This window comes from Streptomyces sp. NPDC047000, from assembly GCF_040644295.1.
In the GTDB taxonomy this organism is placed as follows: Bacteria; Actinomycetota; Actinomycetes; order Streptomycetales; family Streptomycetaceae; genus Streptomyces.
Window position 1 is genome coordinate 107,767 of record NZ_JBEYWE010000013.1, and the last position, 14,974, is coordinate 122,740.

Genomic DNA, 14,974 nt, shown 5'->3' on the forward strand with positions numbered 1-14,974 from the left:
TCCGGACGCTTGCGTCGTTTCGCGGGGCCGGCCGGTCACGCGTCCTCCTCGGTGGTGAGGAACTTCTCCAGCCCGTACTGCTCGTGCTCGGCGATGAGCAGCCGGGTGTAGGGATGTTGCGGGTCGTGCAGCACCGCGCGGACGGGGCCGTGCTCGACGACCTCGCCGTCGCGCATGACGAGCACCTCGTCGCACAACTGGGCGACCAGGGCGAGGTCGTGGGAGACGACGACCAGGGCGAGCCCGGTGCGCTCCCGCAGATCGGCGAGCAGGTCGAGGATCTCCGCCTGGACGGTGACGTCGAGGGCCGTGGTGGCCTCGTCGGCGATGAGCACCTTCGGCTCGGCCGCGACGGCCGCCGCGATGAGGACCCGCTGGAGCATGCCTCCGGACAGTTCGTGGACGTACTGGCCGTAGACCAGGTCCGGGTCACGGAGCCGTACCGCCCTCAGCAGTTCCAGGGCGCGGTGGCGGGCCGCGCGCCGTTTCAGGCCCTGCTTGACCCGGACGACCTCGGCGATCTGCGCGCCCACCCGCACGGAGGGGTTGAGGTACGACGCCGGGTCCTGGAAGACGGCGCTGATCACGGCTCCGCGCAGCGCCGTCCACTGCCGGGGCGAGAGGGTGGCGATGTCGGTGCCGTCGATCTCGATCGTGCCGCCGCTGATCTCGAAGTGCGGGGGCAGGATGCCGAGGGCCGCACGGCAGGTGAGCGTCTTCCCGCTGCCGGACTCGCCGACGATGCCGACCGTGCGGCCGGGCGTGAGGCCGAAGCTGACGCCGTGGACGATCTCTCTGCCGACGGACGGGCCTGCGGAGGGGCCGGCGGAAGGGCCGGTGGACGGGCCGGCGGAGCGATCGGTGATGCGTACGTCGCGGAGGGACAGCACGTACGGGGCCGGGCCGGCGCCCCGGCCGGTGCTCGTGATCCTCTCCGTGTTCTCCCGCCCGGTCCTCCGGGGGGTCTCCCGCTCGGCGAGGTCGTCGGAGACGGCGGTCATCACGCACCTCCGGAGGTGACGGGGCGGGCTTCGCCGGCACGGTTCCTGCGGGCCGCGCGCTGCCGTACGAGGGCGCGGCCCGCCTCGCCGGAGACGTCGCGGATCGCGTCGGCGAGGAGGTTGGCGGCCCACACGGTGGCCGTGATCAGCAGGGCCGGTACGAGGGGCGCCCAGGGTCGCTGGCCGAGGTAGGCCAGGTCGGAGGCGAGCAGTCCGCCCCAGGTGGGCGCGGGCGGCTGTACGCCGATGCCGAGGAAAGTGAGGCTGGAGACGATGACGAAGCCGGTGCCGACGGTCTGGGCGAGGGCGACGGCGATCGGCGGGAGCACCTTGGCCCACACGTGCCGGCGCACGATCCAGCCGGTGGAGGCACCCGAGACGAGTGCGGCCTCCACGTACTGCGAGCGGGCCACGGAGAGCGTCGCCGCCCGCGCCACCCGGTAGAACAGCGGCGACACCAGAACGCCGGTGACCAGCATGGCCTGTCCGATCCCGTTGCCGAGCAGGGCGATCACGGCGACGGCGAACAGCAGGAACGGGAGCGCGACCAGGGTGTCGGCGATCCGGAGGGTGAACCATTCGAAGACCCGGCCGAGGTGCACGGAGAGGATGCCGGGCACCACCCCGACGACCAGGGCCGTCAGCGCGACCTCGAGGGAGCCGGTCACGCTGACGCGGGAGCCGTCGAGGAGCCGGCTGAGCACGTCACGGCCGAGGTAGTCAGTGCCCAGCCAGTGCGCGCCGGACACGGCGGCGAGGGTGTGGTCGCTGGTGGCCAGTGGATCCTGGGGGGCGAGCAGCGGGCCGAGGAGGGCGAGCAGGGCGACCGTGCCCAGCAGGGCGACGGCGATCCGGCCGGAGGTGAGCGCGAGGACGCGGCGGACCATGGTTCACACCCCCCGCCGGGCGGCGGGCGTCACACGCGCCAGCAGCAGGTCGACGATCAGGTTGAAGCCGACGACCAGGACGATCGACACCACGAGCACGCCCTGTACGGCGGGCACGTCACCGGCCTGCGCCGAGTCGTTGGCGAACCGGCCGAAGCCCTGCAGACCGAAGATCCACTCCGTGACCACGGAGGCGCCGACCAGGGCGGGGAACTTCAGGCCGAGGGTGGCGAGCGCGGGCCCGAGGCCGTTGCGCAGCACATGTCCGAAGAAGATCCGGCGCGGGCTCAGCCCCCGTACGACCGCGCCTGTGACGTAGTTCTCCCGGTACGCGGCGACCAGGCTGCCGCGCAGCTGGCGGGCGACGTCGGCCACCACGTCGAAGCTGAGCGCGAGTGCGGGAAGCGTGATGTGGGCGAGCCACGGGCCGAGTCCCTGGTCCGGCGGGACGTACCCGGCGGAGGGGAACAGGCCGAGTCCCACCGCGAGGAGTCCGACCAGCACGACACCGACGACGAACGCGGGCATCACCGAGGTGACGGTGACGAATCCGGTGATCGCCCGGTCGATCCAGGTGGTGCGCCGCAGGGCGGCCACGGTGCCGAGCACGAACCCCACGACGACTCCGATGACCAGCGCGAACACCGCCACGGAGAGGCTGACGCCGAGGCCGAGGCCGATGAGGGTGGAGATGTCGGCGCCGTTGACCCAGCTGATGCCGAGCCGGCCGTGCAGGACACCGCCGAGCCAGTCGCCGTACTGGACCAGGAAGGGCCGGTCGAGCCCCCACTGGGCCTCGACCCGGGCGATGGCCTCGGGGGTGGCCTGTTCGCCCAGCTGGATGCGGGCGGGGCTGAGGCCGCTGAGGGAGCGCAGGGCGAACGTCACGAAGGTGGCGACGAGGAAGACGGGCACGAAGATCGCCGCGGAGCGGGCGAGGGTGGGCAGGAGACGGGCCGCCGTGTGCCGGGCCCGGGTCGCGGTGGACGCGACGGCCGCGGCGGTCGCCCTGCCGCCGGTGCGAAAGGAGGGCGGGGACGCCGGCGGGGACGCGGGCTTTGCCGCGGGTGCCTCCGTCGCCGTCACGGGGTGCCCCCGGTGACGGTCACGCCGGTCCAGTCGAGGTGGGCGGGGTTCTTCGGCAGCGCGGAGACCGACCTGCTCTTCGCGAAGAGGTTGGGCGAGGAGTACGTGAAGACCAGCGCCCCGCTCTTGAGACCGGCCCGGGTCGCCGCGCGCAGGACGGCCGGGTAGTCCGCCGCGTCCAGCGGGGTGCCGCGGACCTTGGCGACGGCGGCCTCGAAACCGGCCGGCTCGTACGGGGAGCTGAGGTTGAGCGGGCCGTCGGGACCGAAGTGGGCGGTGAGGGTCTGGAGCGCCGAGTCGCGGCCGGTGGTGCCGTACAGCGACAGTGTCAGGTCCTTGGCGAAGAACGGGGTGGCCCAGTTCTTGTCGATCTTGATCTTGACGGTGATGCCGACCTCGGCGAGCTGTGACTGGACGATCTCGGCCTGCGGGTCCTCCGCCGGGATGACGAGGTCGAGCTTGATGTCGCCGGCCTTGTGGCCCGCCTCGGCGAGCAGCTTCTTCGCCTTCGCGGGGTCGTAGGGCCACGTGTCCGCGGACTCGGGGTCGTAGGCCACGTATCCCTTGGGGAAGGGCTGGTCGGTCTCCTCGCCGTAGCCGAAGGTGAGTTTGTCGACGAACTCCTTGCGGTTGACGGCGTAGCGGACGGCGTCGACGACCCTGCTGTCGTCGAACGGGGCCTTGTTGATGTTCAGGCTGATGTTGTTGGCGTTGAAGCCGGGCTGGACGAAGACGTCCAGGCCGGCCTTCTTCGCGGCGTCCGCCTGGCTGGGGGCGATGTCGGCGAAGTTGTAGACACCGGTGCGCAGTCCGGAGACGACGGTCGACGCGTCGGGTGCGGAGGTCAGCTCGACCTGGTCGATGTGGATGTTCTTCGCGTCCCAGTAGGCGGGGTTCTTCTTCAGGACGGCCTTCGTGCCGGGTATCAGCTGCGTGACGGTGAACGGGCCCGCGCCGACCGGGCTCTGGTCCAGTTTCGCCGGGGAGGCGGCGGCCTTGGGGCTGGCGATCTGCAGGACGCGTTCGCCGAGCAGCTGGGGGATCTGGTAGTCGACCTGGGTGAGGTGGACGACCGCGTCCAGGCCCTCGGCGTCGACCGACCTGATCGAGGTGAGGTCGCCGAACAGGGCGGAGTTCTTCTGCTTCTTGGCCCGTTCGACGGCTGCCTTCACCGCCGCGGCGTTCACCGGCTCGCCGTCGCCGAACTTCAGGCCGGGGCGCAGATGGAAGGTGACCTGATCACCCCTGCTGTTGTAGTCCCAGCTCTTCGCGAGGTCGGGCACCGCGTTGCCCTTGGCGTCGGTGCGGGTCAACGATGCGTAGACGAGGGCGAGTTCGCGGAACTGGGCGCCGCTCCCGGAGACCACCGGGTCCCAGTGGGCCGGGAAGTAGGAGGAGGCCCACTTCAGGGTGGCGTTCCCGCCTCCCGCGGCGGCGGCGGTCTCACCGCTGCAGGCGGCCAGGGCGGGCACGAGGAGCGCGGCGAGCGCCGTCCCGAGGGCGGTGGCCCGCAGGCGCGCGGTCCGCCGCCGGACGGGACGGCGGAGGGGGTGGACGTGCGAGTGCGAGCGGGAGTTCGAGCGGGACGCGGGATGTCCGGGCATGGCGTTCTTTCTTTGACAGCCCTGACCCTCGCCGGGGCGGCGCGGGGTTCAGGGAACGGGGAACGGCCGTCCGCGCGTCCGGCGCCGCCGGGGCATGCGGCAGGCGGACCGCGAAGGGGACTTCGGGGCCAGCTCGGGCAGGCCGGGGGCAGGGCGGCAGGAGGCGGCGGGGACGCGGGGGCGTGACCGTGACGCGGAGAAGGGCGGGTTCGACGGCGGTGCGTGCCGGGCGGGGCGGCGCAGGACGGCGTGGGCCGGGCCGGGGAACGGACGTGGCCGGTGCCGGACGGCTGCGGTCGTGCGCCGGGGCCGTGGAGGGCGGGCGGTCAGCGACAGAGAGCGCTACAGGTGCGCCGCAGGTCCACGTAGCGGCACTCCACGGCGGGGTGCGTCGTCAGCATGCTGAACATCCTGTGGTCCGCCATGAGCGCCTGTCAATGGACACCAAAAGGTGTCTCATTGGGCGGGACGGACTCCGCCGCCGGTCAGCGGCCTCGTGCGGCGTCGCACGGCGCCCTCCGGCCTCATGCGGGCCCGGTGCGACCGGACGGGCGGGTCGCGGGGTGGGTGGCGGCCTCGTCGGGATGCAGCCACAGCGGTCCGTTCCCGGTGTCCACCCGGACGGCGCCCGGCGGCGGCCACGCGCCCCGGGCCAGGACGCGGCGCTCCGGCTCGGTGAGACTCCGGTACCGCGCGAGGGCGTCCGCCGCGGGGAGCGCCGGCGGCGTCACGGGCAGTCCCGGGCACAGCGCCTCGACGGCGTCGGCACAGGCCGCGTAGGGCCGCAGTCCGGGCACCAGGCGGTGGCCGACGGGCCCGCGCAGGAGCAGCGTGGGCAACGCGTACCGGTGACCGCCCTCGGGGGTCTCCTTCGCCGCGCCCGGATGCGGCACGTCGTCCCGCACGCCGAACGCCTCGGGCACCGGCCGCCGCGCCTCGGCACGGTCGGCGCGCACTCGTTCGAGCACCGTGCCGGAGGCCGCGTCGGCGGCCAGCCTCGCCGGGTCCAGACCGGGCGTGCCGTCGGCCGCGGACAGGGCGAGGGGGAGGGTGTCCGCGGGCTCCCCCAGGACGAAGACCGTCTCGCGCAGGCGGCGCAGCACCCGTTCCGCGACGCCGTCGCCCTGGAGTGCGGCGGCCGTGGCGACGAGTGAGGCGGGCCAGGAGCTCGCGGCGACCCGGCCGAGGCGTGCGGCCCGGGGTGCGCCGGTGTGCGCGCCGATGTCCTCGACGTAGCGGGCGTACCAGGCGGTCTCCGCGGCCGGGTCGGGTGCCGGGTCGTCGTCGTGGTCGAACAGGATGCCGTACACGCGGCGCCAGACGACCCGACCGGCCGCACCGGCCGCGCCCGTCGCGCCCACCGGGCCCGCCGAATCGGCCGGACCCGCCGGACCGGAGGGCCGGAGCGCCGCGCGCAGCCGCCGGAAGACGGGCTCCGCTCCCCACGCCCAGGGACACAACGGGTCGGTGTACTCGATGACTTCGAGGGCCGCCGGGGCGTGCGGGCGGCTCACGCGACGCCCGTCTCCACCGCCGGCGCGGGCGATTCCGCGGGCAGCAGCGCGGCCAGGGTCACGCCGGCCAGCACGGCGGCAGCGCCGGCCTCCACGCGGCGCCACACACCGGGCAGCGCGGCGGCGGGGCCGGGGTAGTCGAGGCCGGCCAGGGGCTCGCCGCGGAGGGTGATCAGCTCACCGTCGACGGCGCGCACGACGTCCAGCAGGGTGATCTCGGCGGCGGGACGGCCCAGCCAGTAGCCGCCCTCGCAGCCGCGCTGGCTGCGTACGAGACCGGCCCTGCGCAGCTCCCCCACCACGGACTTGAGGAACCGGAACGGAATCTCCTGCGAGGAGGCCATGGCCTCGCAGGTCAGCGGATGCTCGGGGCGACGGGCGAGCTCCAGCAGAGCCCGCGTGGCGTAGTCCGCCTTCGCGGAGATGTGCATGGGCCCATGATGCCGGACGGGTGGCGGCCCGGAGACCCGGCGTATGACTCTTCTCGATCATTGCGGGAGCATTGCCGCAGGTGAAGCATAAAAGACACCTCTTGACATCCTTTTCGCCCCAGCCCTAGCGTCCCCGCCATGAGCAAGCCGCTGACAACCCCTGGTGAGGGTTTCCACCCCCACCTCCACGCCCGGCCCCACACCCCCCAGGCCGACTCCGGGACACCCCTGCGTTCGAGGCTCCACCACATCCGCGCCGACACTCTGGACGGCGACACGGCGCAGACCGGCGGGATGCGCCGCTTCGCCGCCGTCAGCGGGAGGACCGTCGGCTCGGAGAAGCTGTGGATGGGCCAGACCCATGTGGCGCCCGGCACGTCCAGCTCGGACCACCATCACGGGGAGTCCGAGACGGCGATCTACGTGGTCAGCGGGCACCCCGAGTTCGTCTTCCTGGACGACTCCGACGACCACCCGGAGGAGATCCGGCTGCGTACGGCCCCCGGCGACTACATCTTCGTACCGCCGTTCGTGCCGCACCGCGAGGAGAACCCGGACCTCAGGGAGGAGGCCGTGGTCGTGATCGCCCGCAGCACCCAGGAGGCCGTCGTGGTGAACCTGCCCAGGCTGTACGCGCTGCGGCCCGAGGCCCCGGCCGCCGAGTGAGCGAACAGGCCTTTCCCTACTCCCCGTTCACGGGCCGGGTGCCGACGTAGGCGTCCATGCCGATGAAGAACGCGGAGATGCGCCAGCAGCCGTCGTCCTCGCGGCGCAGGTGTGCGTGGTAGATCACGGTGGCGCCCCAGCGCACCGTGCCGTCGGCGGCGACGGAGACCAGCCCGAAGGCGATCGCGGTCGCCGTCCCCGCCGACAGGTCGAGCTCGTCGACGAGCACGTCACCGATCAGGTGCCTGCGCTGGTCCTCCTGCTCGGCGATGACCCGGGACAGCCGTTCACGGATCTCGGCCCGCCCCTCGAAGCGGGCGAACGGCTCGGCACTGGCCTCGGCGATCTCCAGCACCGCGTCCTCGGTGAAGCAGCTGGCCAGCGGCCCCAGTTGGGCCTCGTCGTGAGCGACACCGAAGCGGTGGAGGGCGTCGGCGATGCGGGCCCGGGCGGCGAGGGCCTCGGGGCCGAAGTCGGCGGCCTCCAGCGGGCGCATGGCGATCCTGCCCTGCCGGTGGGCCCAGGCCTGGGGCGGTCGGGGTGGCATGGGGTACCTCCGGTGGTGAGGAACGACAGATCGGTCATGGGCCGGCTTCAAGGCGTCCGACGTCAGACAGTCTCACCTTGTGTCGACAGAAAGTAAATATCCGACACCGGATACATCCGAACGGCCTACATGTGTCGACACAAGACGGATCCACGCCCCGCACTCCGATCCCCCCGGAATCCCGCCGTTGACAGGCTTGGTTAATCACATTAGCTTTTAGCTATCGAGATTAGCCGATGAGGGAGCAGGACATGATTGAGTACCTTGACGTCGACGGCGGCCGGATCGCCTACGAGGTCGCGGGGTCCGGACCGCTGATCGTTCTCGCGCACGGCATGGGCGACAGCCGCGCCGCCTACCGCGCCGTGATTCCGCAGCTGGTGGCCGCGGGCCACCGGGTCGCCGCCGTCGATCTGCGCGGCTGCGGCGAGTCCGACACCGGATGGCCGGACTGGAGCCGCGCCGCCGTCGCCGGGGACCTGATCGCCGTCGTCCGGCACCTGGGCGGACCGGCCGTGCTGGTCGGCCACTCGTTCTCCGGCGGCGCCGCCACCATCGCCGCGGCGCGGGAACCGTCACTGATCAGCGCCGTCGTGGAGCTGGCGCCGTTCACCCGCAAGCAGTCCCTCAGCCTCGGCGACCTGCGCTCGAAGCGCTTCAGGCAGGGCATGCTGCGGCTGCTCGGCACAGGTCTGTTCGGCAGCGTGCGGCTGTGGCGCTCGTACCTCGACGTGGCCTACCCCGGCGTGAAACCGGCCCACTGGGCACAGCGGCTCGGCCGTATCGACTCCCTCCTGCGCGAACCGGGCCGGATGAAGGCCATGCGGGGCATGGGCCGCAGTGCCCCCGCCGACGCCGACGAGCAGCTGGGCAACGTCCGCTGCCCCGTGCTGGTCGTGATGGGCACGCTCGACCCCGACTGGGCCGACCCGCGCGCCGAGGGCTCGGCGATCGTCGGCGCCCTGCCGTCCGGCCTCGGCCGCCTCGAGACGATCGAGGGCGCGGGGCACTACCCGCACGACCAGTTCCCCGACCGGGTCGTCTCGCTCGTGCTGTCCTTCCTCCGCTCGGACACCGCCCGTGCCTAGGGCCGGCCTGGACCCGGCGGCCGTGGTCGCGGCCGGCGCCGCCCTCGCGGACGAGGTGGGGATCGCCCGCCTGACGATGGGCCTGCTGGCCGAGCGCCTGGGCGTGCGCACCCCGTCCCTGTACAAGCATGTGGGCGGCCAGGACGACCTCAACCGGCGTATCGCCGCACTGGCGTTGCGCGAGGCCGCCGACGCCGTGGGCAGCGCGGTCCAGGGCTACGCGGGCCGCGACGCCCTGGCGGCCGCGGCCCGCGCCTTCCGCGCCTTCGTCCTGGAGCACCCCGGCCGCTACGCCGCGACGATCGGCGTGGAACCGGCCGGCCCCGACGACCCGATCGCGGCCGCGGGCGAGCGGACCCTGGCCGCGTTCCGGGCGGTGCTGCGCGGCTACGACGTCCCGGACTCCGACACGGACCACGCCCTGCGCCTGCTCCGCAGCCTCTTCCACGGCTTCGCCACCCTCCAGTCGGCGGGCGGCTTCCAGTGGAGCGCCGACATCGACGAGAGCTTCGAGTGGCTGATCGTCTTCACCGACCGGGGTCTGCGCGCCATGTGAGCATGCCGCCGGAGGCGCCGGGGCACGGCACCGGCCCCCGCTCACCACGTCATTGCGTGCCGCCCTCCACGACCTCCAGCGGGCGCCCCCGCCAGGCCGCCCAGTCGGCGCCGATCGCGCTCGCGGCCCGGAGGAGCAGGGGGAGGTGGTGGTCGACGAGTGTGTCCACGGTGGTCTCCGCCGCGTGGGCGTTGACGTTGACCGCGGCCACGACCCTGCCGTCGCCGTCGCGGACCGGGGCGGCGACGGAGCGGATGCCGAGGGCGAGGTCCTGGTCGGTGACCGACCAGCCCTTGGCCCGTACGTCGCGCAGCGCGGCGTCGATCTCCTCACGGTCCGGCGTCCAGCGGGGTCTCACGCCCGAACGGCTCGGCTCGGCCAGGGCCTTGTCGAGGTCGTCCGGTGCGAGGGCGGCCAGCAGCACCTTGCCGAGGGAGGTCTGGAGCGCCGGGAACCGGGTGCCGACGGTGACGGCCAGGGTCACCAGTTTGGGTACGGCGGCCCGAGCGACGTAGACGACGTCGGCGCCGTCGAGCTGGGCGAGGGAGCAGGACTCGCCGGTCTGCCGGACCAGTGCGCGCAGGTGCGGCGCGGCCAGGTCCCAGAGGCCGAGCGAGCCGACGTAGGCCATGCCGAGGTCGAGGACCCGCGGTGTCAGGGAGAAGCCGCGTTCCTCGGAGCGGACGTAGCCGAGCTGCTCCAGGGTGATGAGGATCCGCCGGGCGGTGGGGCGGGCGAGGCCGGTGGCGGCCGCGATCTCGCTGAGCGTCATCGCGGGGACGCCCGGCCGGAAGCAGCGCAGCACGTCGAGACCACGGGCCAGGGCCTCGATGAACTCCGGGTTTCCGTCTCTGCGCATGTGCTCAGGATAGCGGCAGCCGGACATCCGTCCGGATTCCTGCCCCGGCACACCGTGCAGCAACCTTGATTTAGCGCTCAACCATGATGCATGGTGACCGCTGTACGGACAGTCGTCCGCACGGCGTCCCGGCCGGGCCGGATCAAGGAGGATTCCATGGCCTTCGTGACGGAGGAGAACCTCACCGCCCTCGCGGAGAAACGGTGGGCCACCGCCGCCCCGCCCCGCCTCGCGGAGCTGACGACCGCGCTGGTACGGCATCTGCACGCCTTCGCCCGCGAGGTACGGCTCACCGAGGACGAGTGGCTGGCGGCGGTGGAGTGGCTGGCCGCGACCGGCCGGATCAGCGACGACAAGCGCCAGGAGTTCATCCTCGCCTCCGACGTACTCGGTCTGAGCACGCTGGTCGTCCAGCTGAACAACCGCTTCGAGCCGGAGGCCACCCCGGCCACGGTGCTCGGCCCGTTCCACATCGACGGCTCCCCCACCGTCCCCTACGCCCACGACATGTCCGACGGCGTCGAGGGCACCCCGCTCTACGTCACCGGCCGTGTCCTCGGCCTCGACGGGGTCCCGCTGCCGGACGTCGTCCTCGACGTGTGGCAGGCGGACGCCGACGGCGCCTACGAGTCACAGCTGCCCGAGGTGGACGAGGCTCGGCTGCGCGCCAAGTACCGTACGCGCGAGGACGGTTCGTACTGCGTGCGCACCATCGCACCGCGCGGCTACGCCATCCCGATGGACGGCCCGGTGGGCGACCTGATCGCCCGGACCGCCATCAGCCACTTCCGCCCGGCGCACATCCACTTCCTGATCGAACACCCCGGCCACGAACGGCTGGTCACCCATCTCTTCCAGCAGGGCAGCGAATACCTCGACAGCGACGTGGTGTTCGGGACCAAGGACCGGCTGGTGGTGGAGTTCACCGAACGGCCGGCCGGCCGCACCCCCGACGGCGGCGAGTCCCGAACCCCCTATCTCCAGGCGGAGTTCGACTTCGTGCTCCAGCCCTCGGCCGGGGCCGGGTCACGGCCGTGAGCCTGCCCCGGCCCGCGCCCGCTCGCGCCGCGGCAGCCGCGCCCTCTCTCCTCCTCCGTTCCCGTACCGACCCGCACCACGAGGTGATCCCATGACGACACCGGCCGACGACTCCTCGCAGAACCCGCGACGGCCCCGGGCGGAGGACTTCGTCCCCGGCCGTCCCGTCCTCTTCCGTGACGCGACCGTGCTGACCATGGACCCCGCGATCGGCGATCTCGAGCGGGGCGACGTCCTGGTCCGGGGCGAGCGCATCGAACGGGTCGGGCAGGGCCTGGAGGCGCCCGGGGACGCGCTCGTGGTCGACTGCTCGGGCGGCATCCTGATGCCCGGCATGGTGGACACCCACCGCCACATGTGGCAGACCGCGCTGCGCGGCCTCGGCGCGGACTGGACGCTGTCGCAGTACTTCGTCTTCTACTACCTCAACTGGGGCAAGATCTTCCGCCCGCAGGACATCCACGCGGGCAACCTGCTGTCGGCGGTGGAGGCGCTCGACGCGGGCGTCACCACGACCGTCGACTGGTCGCACGGCCTGCAGACCCCCGAGCACGGCGACGCGGCGGTCGAGGCACTGCGCTCCGTACCGGGCCGCTTCGTGCTCGCCTACGGCAACCTGCTCGGCGCCCCCTGGGAATGGGCCGGCTCCCCCGACTTCCGTGCCTTCGTGACCCGCAACTTCTCCGCACCGGACTCCCGCGACGACCTGCTCGGCCTCCAACTGGCCTTCGACGTCACCGGAGACGCCGCGTTCCCGGAGAAGGCGGCCTTCGAGGCGGCCCGTGAGCTCGGCCTGCCCGTCACCACCCACGCCGGTGTGTGGGGCGCCACCGGCGACGACGGCATCCGGCTGATGTGGGACCACGGCTTCATGACGCCGGACGTCACCTACGTCCACTCCGCCACCCTCAGCGAGGACTCCTACCAGCGGATCGCGGCGTCCGGCGGCTCGGTGTCCGTGTCCACGGAGAGCGAGCAGAACGCCGGTCAGGGCTACCCGCCCACCTGGCGGCTGCGCCGGCACGGCATACCGGTGTCGCTGTCGATGGACACCAGCGTGTGGTTCAGCGCCGACCTGTTCTCCGCGATGCGCGCCACGCTCTCCGCCGACCGGGCCCGCGAGCACCTGGAGGCCCACGCCGCCGGGGAGACGGTCGTGCACCACCGGCTGCGCGCCCGTGACGTCGTCGAGTGGGCGACGATCGGCGGCGCCCGCACGCTCGGTCTCGACGACCGGACCGGCTCGCTGACGCCGGGCAAGCGGGCCGACGTCGTCCTGCTCCGCAACGAGCGCAACCCCGCGATGTTCCCGCTGCTGCACCCGTACGGGCACGTCGTCTTCCAGACGGGCCGCGCGGACGTGGACACGGTGCTCGTGGACGGGCGGCCGGTGAAGTACGCGCACGAACTGGTCGGCGTGGATCTGGGGCGGGCCCGGGACGCGGTGGCGTCGACCGTGTCGTACGCGCGCGGCACGCTCGGCGAGGAGGCGTGGCAGGAGTCCATGGCCCCGGAGATCCCGCGGACGGAGCCGATCTCCAACCCGTACACGTACAGCGAGTACCGCGGCGAGGGCGTCGCGGTGCGCCAGGAGGAGTCGTAAGCCATGTCCGAACGCACTCCTGGGCCCCTCGACGGACTGCTGGTGGCGGACTTCTCCCGCGTCCTCGCGGGCCCCTACGCGACGATGCTGCTGGCGGATCTCGGCGCCGACGTGGTCAAGGTCGAGGGCCCGGGAGGCGACGACACCCGCTCCTGGACGCCACCCGTACGGGACGGTGTGTCGACGTACTACCTGGGCGTCAACCGCGGCAAGCGCTCCATCGTCCTCGACTTCCGCGACGAGCGGGACGCCCGCCTGGCCCGTGAACTCGCCCGCCGCGCCGACGTGCTGATCGAGAACTTCAAACCGGGCGGCCTCGCCCGCTACGGCCTGGACCACGACACGGTCAGCGCGGCGAATCCCGGCGTGGTGTACACGTCGATCAGCGGCTTCGGTACGGGCCCGGGGCGCGCCGTCCCCGGCTACGACCTGATGGTGCAGGCCATCTCCGGGCTGATGAGCCTCACCGGCGACCCGGACGGGCCGCCGTACCGGGCGGGCATCTCGGTGTTCGACGTGATGGCCGGCAACCACGCCACCATCGGCATCCTCGCCGCACTGCGGCACCGGGACGCGACCGGCCGGGGCCAGCTCGTCGAGGTCAACCTGCTGTCCTCGGCGCTGACCGGGCTGGTCAACCACAGCTCCGCGTACGTCGCCGGGGACACGGTGCCGTTCCGGATGGGCAACGCGCACCCGAGCGTCTTCCCCTACGAGCCCCTGCCGGCGGCCGACCGGGACCTGATCGTCACGGCCGCCAACGACGCGCAGTTCAGGCGTCTCTGCGAGGTACTCGGCATTCCGGAGACGGCCGACGACCCCCGCTTCCGCCACAACGCCGACCGCACGGCGCACCGTGAGGAGCTGCGCCCGGTCCTGGTGGAACGCCTGCGCACCCGGCCCGCGTTGGAGTGGTTCGACCTGCTGGTCGAGGCCGGGGTCCCCTGCGGCCCGATCAACACCATCGACGGCGGCTTCGCGATGGCGGAACGCTTCGGTCTGGACCCGGTGGTGACGGTCGGCGAGGGCACCCGCGCGATCCCGACCACCCGCCACCCGATCAGCTTCTCCGCCTCCCCCGCCGCGTATCACCGTCCGCCACCCGAACTGGACGAACACGGAGCCGAGTTGCGCAAGTGGCTGAGCGACGGCGAGGGCGGCGCCGACCACCCGGGAGACACCCGTGCCTGACTACCCGACGGCTCTCGGAGCCTCCTCCCTGGACAGGATCACCCTGCTCGGCGAGGACCTGGCCACCGACGTGATGGGCGAGGTCGGCTTCGGTGCCCTGGCCTTCTGGTTGGCGACACAGCGCCGCCCGACACCGTCGGAGACCCGGGTCTTCGAAGCGGTCCTGGCCGCCCTGGCGGACCACGGCTTCACCCCGACGGCCATCACCGCCCGCCTCACCTATCTCTCGGCCCCGGACTCGGTCCAGGGCGCCCTGGCAGCGGGCCTCCTGGGCGGCGGCTCCCGCTTCCTGGGAGTGACGGAGGACTGCGGCCGCTACCTCCACGACGTCCTGGAGGAGGCGAAGGCGCCGGCCGGCAGCACCCTGCCCACCACCGAGGAGGACTGGAACGCCCTGGCCCTGAAGGCACTCCGCTCGACCAGAGCAGCGAACGCACTCGTCCCGGGCCTCGGCCACCACGTCCACAAGAACGGCGACCCCCGCACGCCCCGCCTCTTCGAGATCGCCACGGAGGAGGGGTTGTTCGGCCCCCATCTCACCCTCTTCGCCGCCATCGGCCGAGTCCACCCCGAGGTCCTGGGCAGAACCCTCCCCCTGAACGGCGCCGGGGTCTGCGGCGCCGCCCTGGCCGACCTGGGCCTCCCCCTGGACCTCCTCCGCGCCTTCGCCCTCCTGGCCCGCACGGCCGGCCTGATCGGCCAACTGGCGGAGGAACTCCGCAACCCGGTCGCGAACGACATCTTCCTGTCGGTGGACCTGAACAACAGACCGATCGCACCGAGTCCGTACGCCCCGGAAGCGCCCTCCGACGGCCCCTGACGCCAACGGCGCCGCAGGCCGGGCAGCAACCGGCCTGCGGCGAATCCGACGGACTTCGCGGTCACAAGTGTCGCCGTCACGCA

At 72.8% G+C, this 14,974-nt stretch carries 15 protein-coding genes; 7 read left to right on the forward strand and 8 right to left on the reverse strand.

What is annotated here, in order from left to right:
* Positions 1–35: 35 nt before the first annotated feature.
* The 6 genes from ABZ862_RS21525 to ABZ862_RS21550 all read right to left on the reverse strand — a co-directional run bounded on the left by ABZ862_RS21525 (position 36) and on the right by ABZ862_RS21550 (position 6,523).
* Positions 36–1,001 carry an ABC transporter ATP-binding protein gene (locus ABZ862_RS21525; RefSeq protein ID WP_360960371.1) on the reverse strand — a complete coding sequence of 322 codons (966 nt, stop codon included), beginning with the start codon at positions 999–1,001 and terminating at the stop codon, positions 36–38.
* Positions 1,001–1,888 (reverse strand): ABC transporter permease, encoded by an 888-nt coding sequence (locus tag ABZ862_RS21530; protein ID WP_360960373.1) that lies wholly within the window; start codon positions 1,886–1,888, stop codon positions 1,001–1,003. The genes ABZ862_RS21525 and ABZ862_RS21530 overlap by 1 nt, the downstream gene beginning before the upstream one ends.
* A gap of 3 nt (positions 1,889–1,891) precedes the next feature.
* Positions 1,892–2,836, reverse strand: coding sequence for an ABC transporter permease (locus ABZ862_RS21535; protein ID WP_360960575.1), 945 nt, complete (start codon positions 2,834–2,836; stop codon positions 1,892–1,894).
* Positions 2,837–2,970: 134 nt separating this feature from the next.
* Entirely contained in the window at positions 2,971–4,578 is a 1,608-nt protein-coding gene (locus ABZ862_RS21540; protein ID WP_360960375.1) for an ABC transporter substrate-binding protein, read from the reverse strand.
* Between the two features lie 524 nt (positions 4,579–5,102).
* A complete protein-coding gene (locus ABZ862_RS21545; protein ID WP_360960377.1) occupies positions 5,103–6,092 on the reverse strand; it encodes a hypothetical protein in 990 nt (329 codons plus the stop codon).
* Positions 6,089–6,523 (reverse strand): Rrf2 family transcriptional regulator, encoded by a 435-nt coding sequence (locus tag ABZ862_RS21550; RefSeq protein ID WP_360960378.1) that lies wholly within the window; start codon positions 6,521–6,523, stop codon positions 6,089–6,091. Before ABZ862_RS21550 ends, ABZ862_RS21545 begins: the two co-directional genes overlap by 4 nt.
* Before the next feature lie 138 nt (positions 6,524–6,661).
* On the opposite strand from ABZ862_RS21550, the gene ABZ862_RS21555 reads away from it, so the two are divergent.
* Entirely contained in the window at positions 6,662–7,189 is a 528-nt protein-coding gene (locus ABZ862_RS21555) for a cupin domain-containing protein (protein WP_360960380.1), read from the forward strand.
* 16 nt (positions 7,190–7,205) lie between these two features.
* Here the strand turns inward: ABZ862_RS21555 and ABZ862_RS21560 are convergent, their stop codons facing one another.
* Entirely contained in the window at positions 7,206–7,736 is a 531-nt protein-coding gene (locus ABZ862_RS21560) for a nuclear transport factor 2 family protein (RefSeq protein WP_360960382.1), read from the reverse strand.
* 251 nt (positions 7,737–7,987) lie between these two features.
* Between ABZ862_RS21560 and ABZ862_RS21565 the strand changes: the two genes are divergently transcribed.
* Together ABZ862_RS21565 and ABZ862_RS21570 are read left to right on the forward strand one after the other, a co-directional pair.
* The gene (locus ABZ862_RS21565; protein ID WP_360960383.1) at positions 7,988–8,824 is read left to right on the forward strand and encodes an alpha/beta hydrolase; all 837 of its coding nucleotides are present in this window, start codon (positions 7,988–7,990) and stop codon (positions 8,822–8,824) included.
* 22 nt (positions 8,825–8,846) lie between these two features.
* On the forward strand, positions 8,847–9,380 hold the full coding sequence (locus tag ABZ862_RS21570) for a TetR/AcrR family transcriptional regulator (RefSeq protein WP_360960577.1): 534 nt from the start codon (positions 8,847–8,849) through the stop codon (positions 9,378–9,380).
* 49 nt (positions 9,381–9,429) lie between these two features.
* Here ABZ862_RS21570 and ABZ862_RS21575 read toward each other — a convergent pair whose 3' ends face one another.
* Positions 9,430–10,239, reverse strand: coding sequence for an IclR family transcriptional regulator C-terminal domain-containing protein (locus ABZ862_RS21575; protein ID WP_360960385.1), 810 nt, complete (start codon positions 10,237–10,239; stop codon positions 9,430–9,432).
* 156 nt (positions 10,240–10,395) lie between these two features.
* On the opposite strand from ABZ862_RS21575, the gene ABZ862_RS21580 reads away from it, so the two are divergent.
* The 4 genes from ABZ862_RS21580 to ABZ862_RS21595 all read left to right on the forward strand — a co-directional run bounded on the left by ABZ862_RS21580 (position 10,396) and on the right by ABZ862_RS21595 (position 14,891).
* Positions 10,396–11,277: a dioxygenase gene (locus tag ABZ862_RS21580; protein ID WP_360960387.1), complete on the forward strand. Its 882-nt coding sequence runs from the start codon at positions 10,396–10,398 to the stop codon at positions 11,275–11,277.
* Positions 11,278–11,368: 91 nt separating this feature from the next.
* The gene (locus ABZ862_RS21585) at positions 11,369–12,880 is read left to right on the forward strand and encodes an amidohydrolase family protein (RefSeq protein ID WP_360960389.1); all 1,512 of its coding nucleotides are present in this window, start codon (positions 11,369–11,371) and stop codon (positions 12,878–12,880) included.
* Positions 12,881–12,883: 3 nt separating this feature from the next.
* Positions 12,884–14,071 (forward strand): CoA transferase, encoded by a 1,188-nt coding sequence (locus ABZ862_RS21590; RefSeq protein ID WP_360960391.1) that lies wholly within the window; start codon positions 12,884–12,886, stop codon positions 14,069–14,071.
* Positions 14,064–14,891 carry a citryl-CoA lyase gene (locus tag ABZ862_RS21595; protein ID WP_360960393.1) on the forward strand — a complete coding sequence of 276 codons (828 nt, stop codon included), beginning with the start codon at positions 14,064–14,066 and terminating at the stop codon, positions 14,889–14,891. The genes ABZ862_RS21590 and ABZ862_RS21595 overlap by 8 nt, the downstream gene beginning before the upstream one ends.
* Positions 14,892–14,974 lie beyond the last annotated feature (83 nt).

Bases quoted from the DNA above. Each gene is read 5' to 3' on its own strand.
- ABZ862_RS21525 (WP_360960371.1), bottom strand. From the start codon at position 1,001: ATGACCGCCGTCTCCGACGACCTCGCCGAGCGGGAGACCCCCCGGAGG.
- ABZ862_RS21555 (WP_360960380.1), top strand. From the start codon at position 6,662: ATGAGCAAGCCGCTGACAACCCCTGGTGAGGGTTTCCACCCCCACCTC.
- ABZ862_RS21550 (WP_360960378.1), bottom strand. From the start codon at position 6,523: ATGCACATCTCCGCGAAGGCGGACTACGCCACGCGGGCTCTGCTGGAG.
- ABZ862_RS21565 (WP_360960383.1), top strand. From the start codon at position 7,988: ATGATTGAGTACCTTGACGTCGACGGCGGCCGGATCGCCTACGAGGTC.
- ABZ862_RS21585 (WP_360960389.1), top strand. From the start codon at position 11,369: ATGACGACACCGGCCGACGACTCCTCGCAGAACCCGCGACGGCCCCGG.
- ABZ862_RS21590 (WP_360960391.1), top strand. From the start codon at position 12,884: ATGTCCGAACGCACTCCTGGGCCCCTCGACGGACTGCTGGTGGCGGAC.
- ABZ862_RS21560 (WP_360960382.1), bottom strand. From the start codon at position 7,736: ATGCCACCCCGACCGCCCCAGGCCTGGGCCCACCGGCAGGGCAGGATC.
- ABZ862_RS21540 (WP_360960375.1), bottom strand. From the start codon at position 4,578: ATGCCCGGACATCCCGCGTCCCGCTCGAACTCCCGCTCGCACTCGCAC.
- ABZ862_RS21530 (WP_360960373.1), bottom strand. From the start codon at position 1,888: ATGGTCCGCCGCGTCCTCGCGCTCACCTCCGGCCGGATCGCCGTCGCC.
- ABZ862_RS21580 (WP_360960387.1), top strand. From the start codon at position 10,396: ATGGCCTTCGTGACGGAGGAGAACCTCACCGCCCTCGCGGAGAAACGG.
- ABZ862_RS21575 (WP_360960385.1), bottom strand. From the start codon at position 10,239: ATGCGCAGAGACGGAAACCCGGAGTTCATCGAGGCCCTGGCCCGTGGT.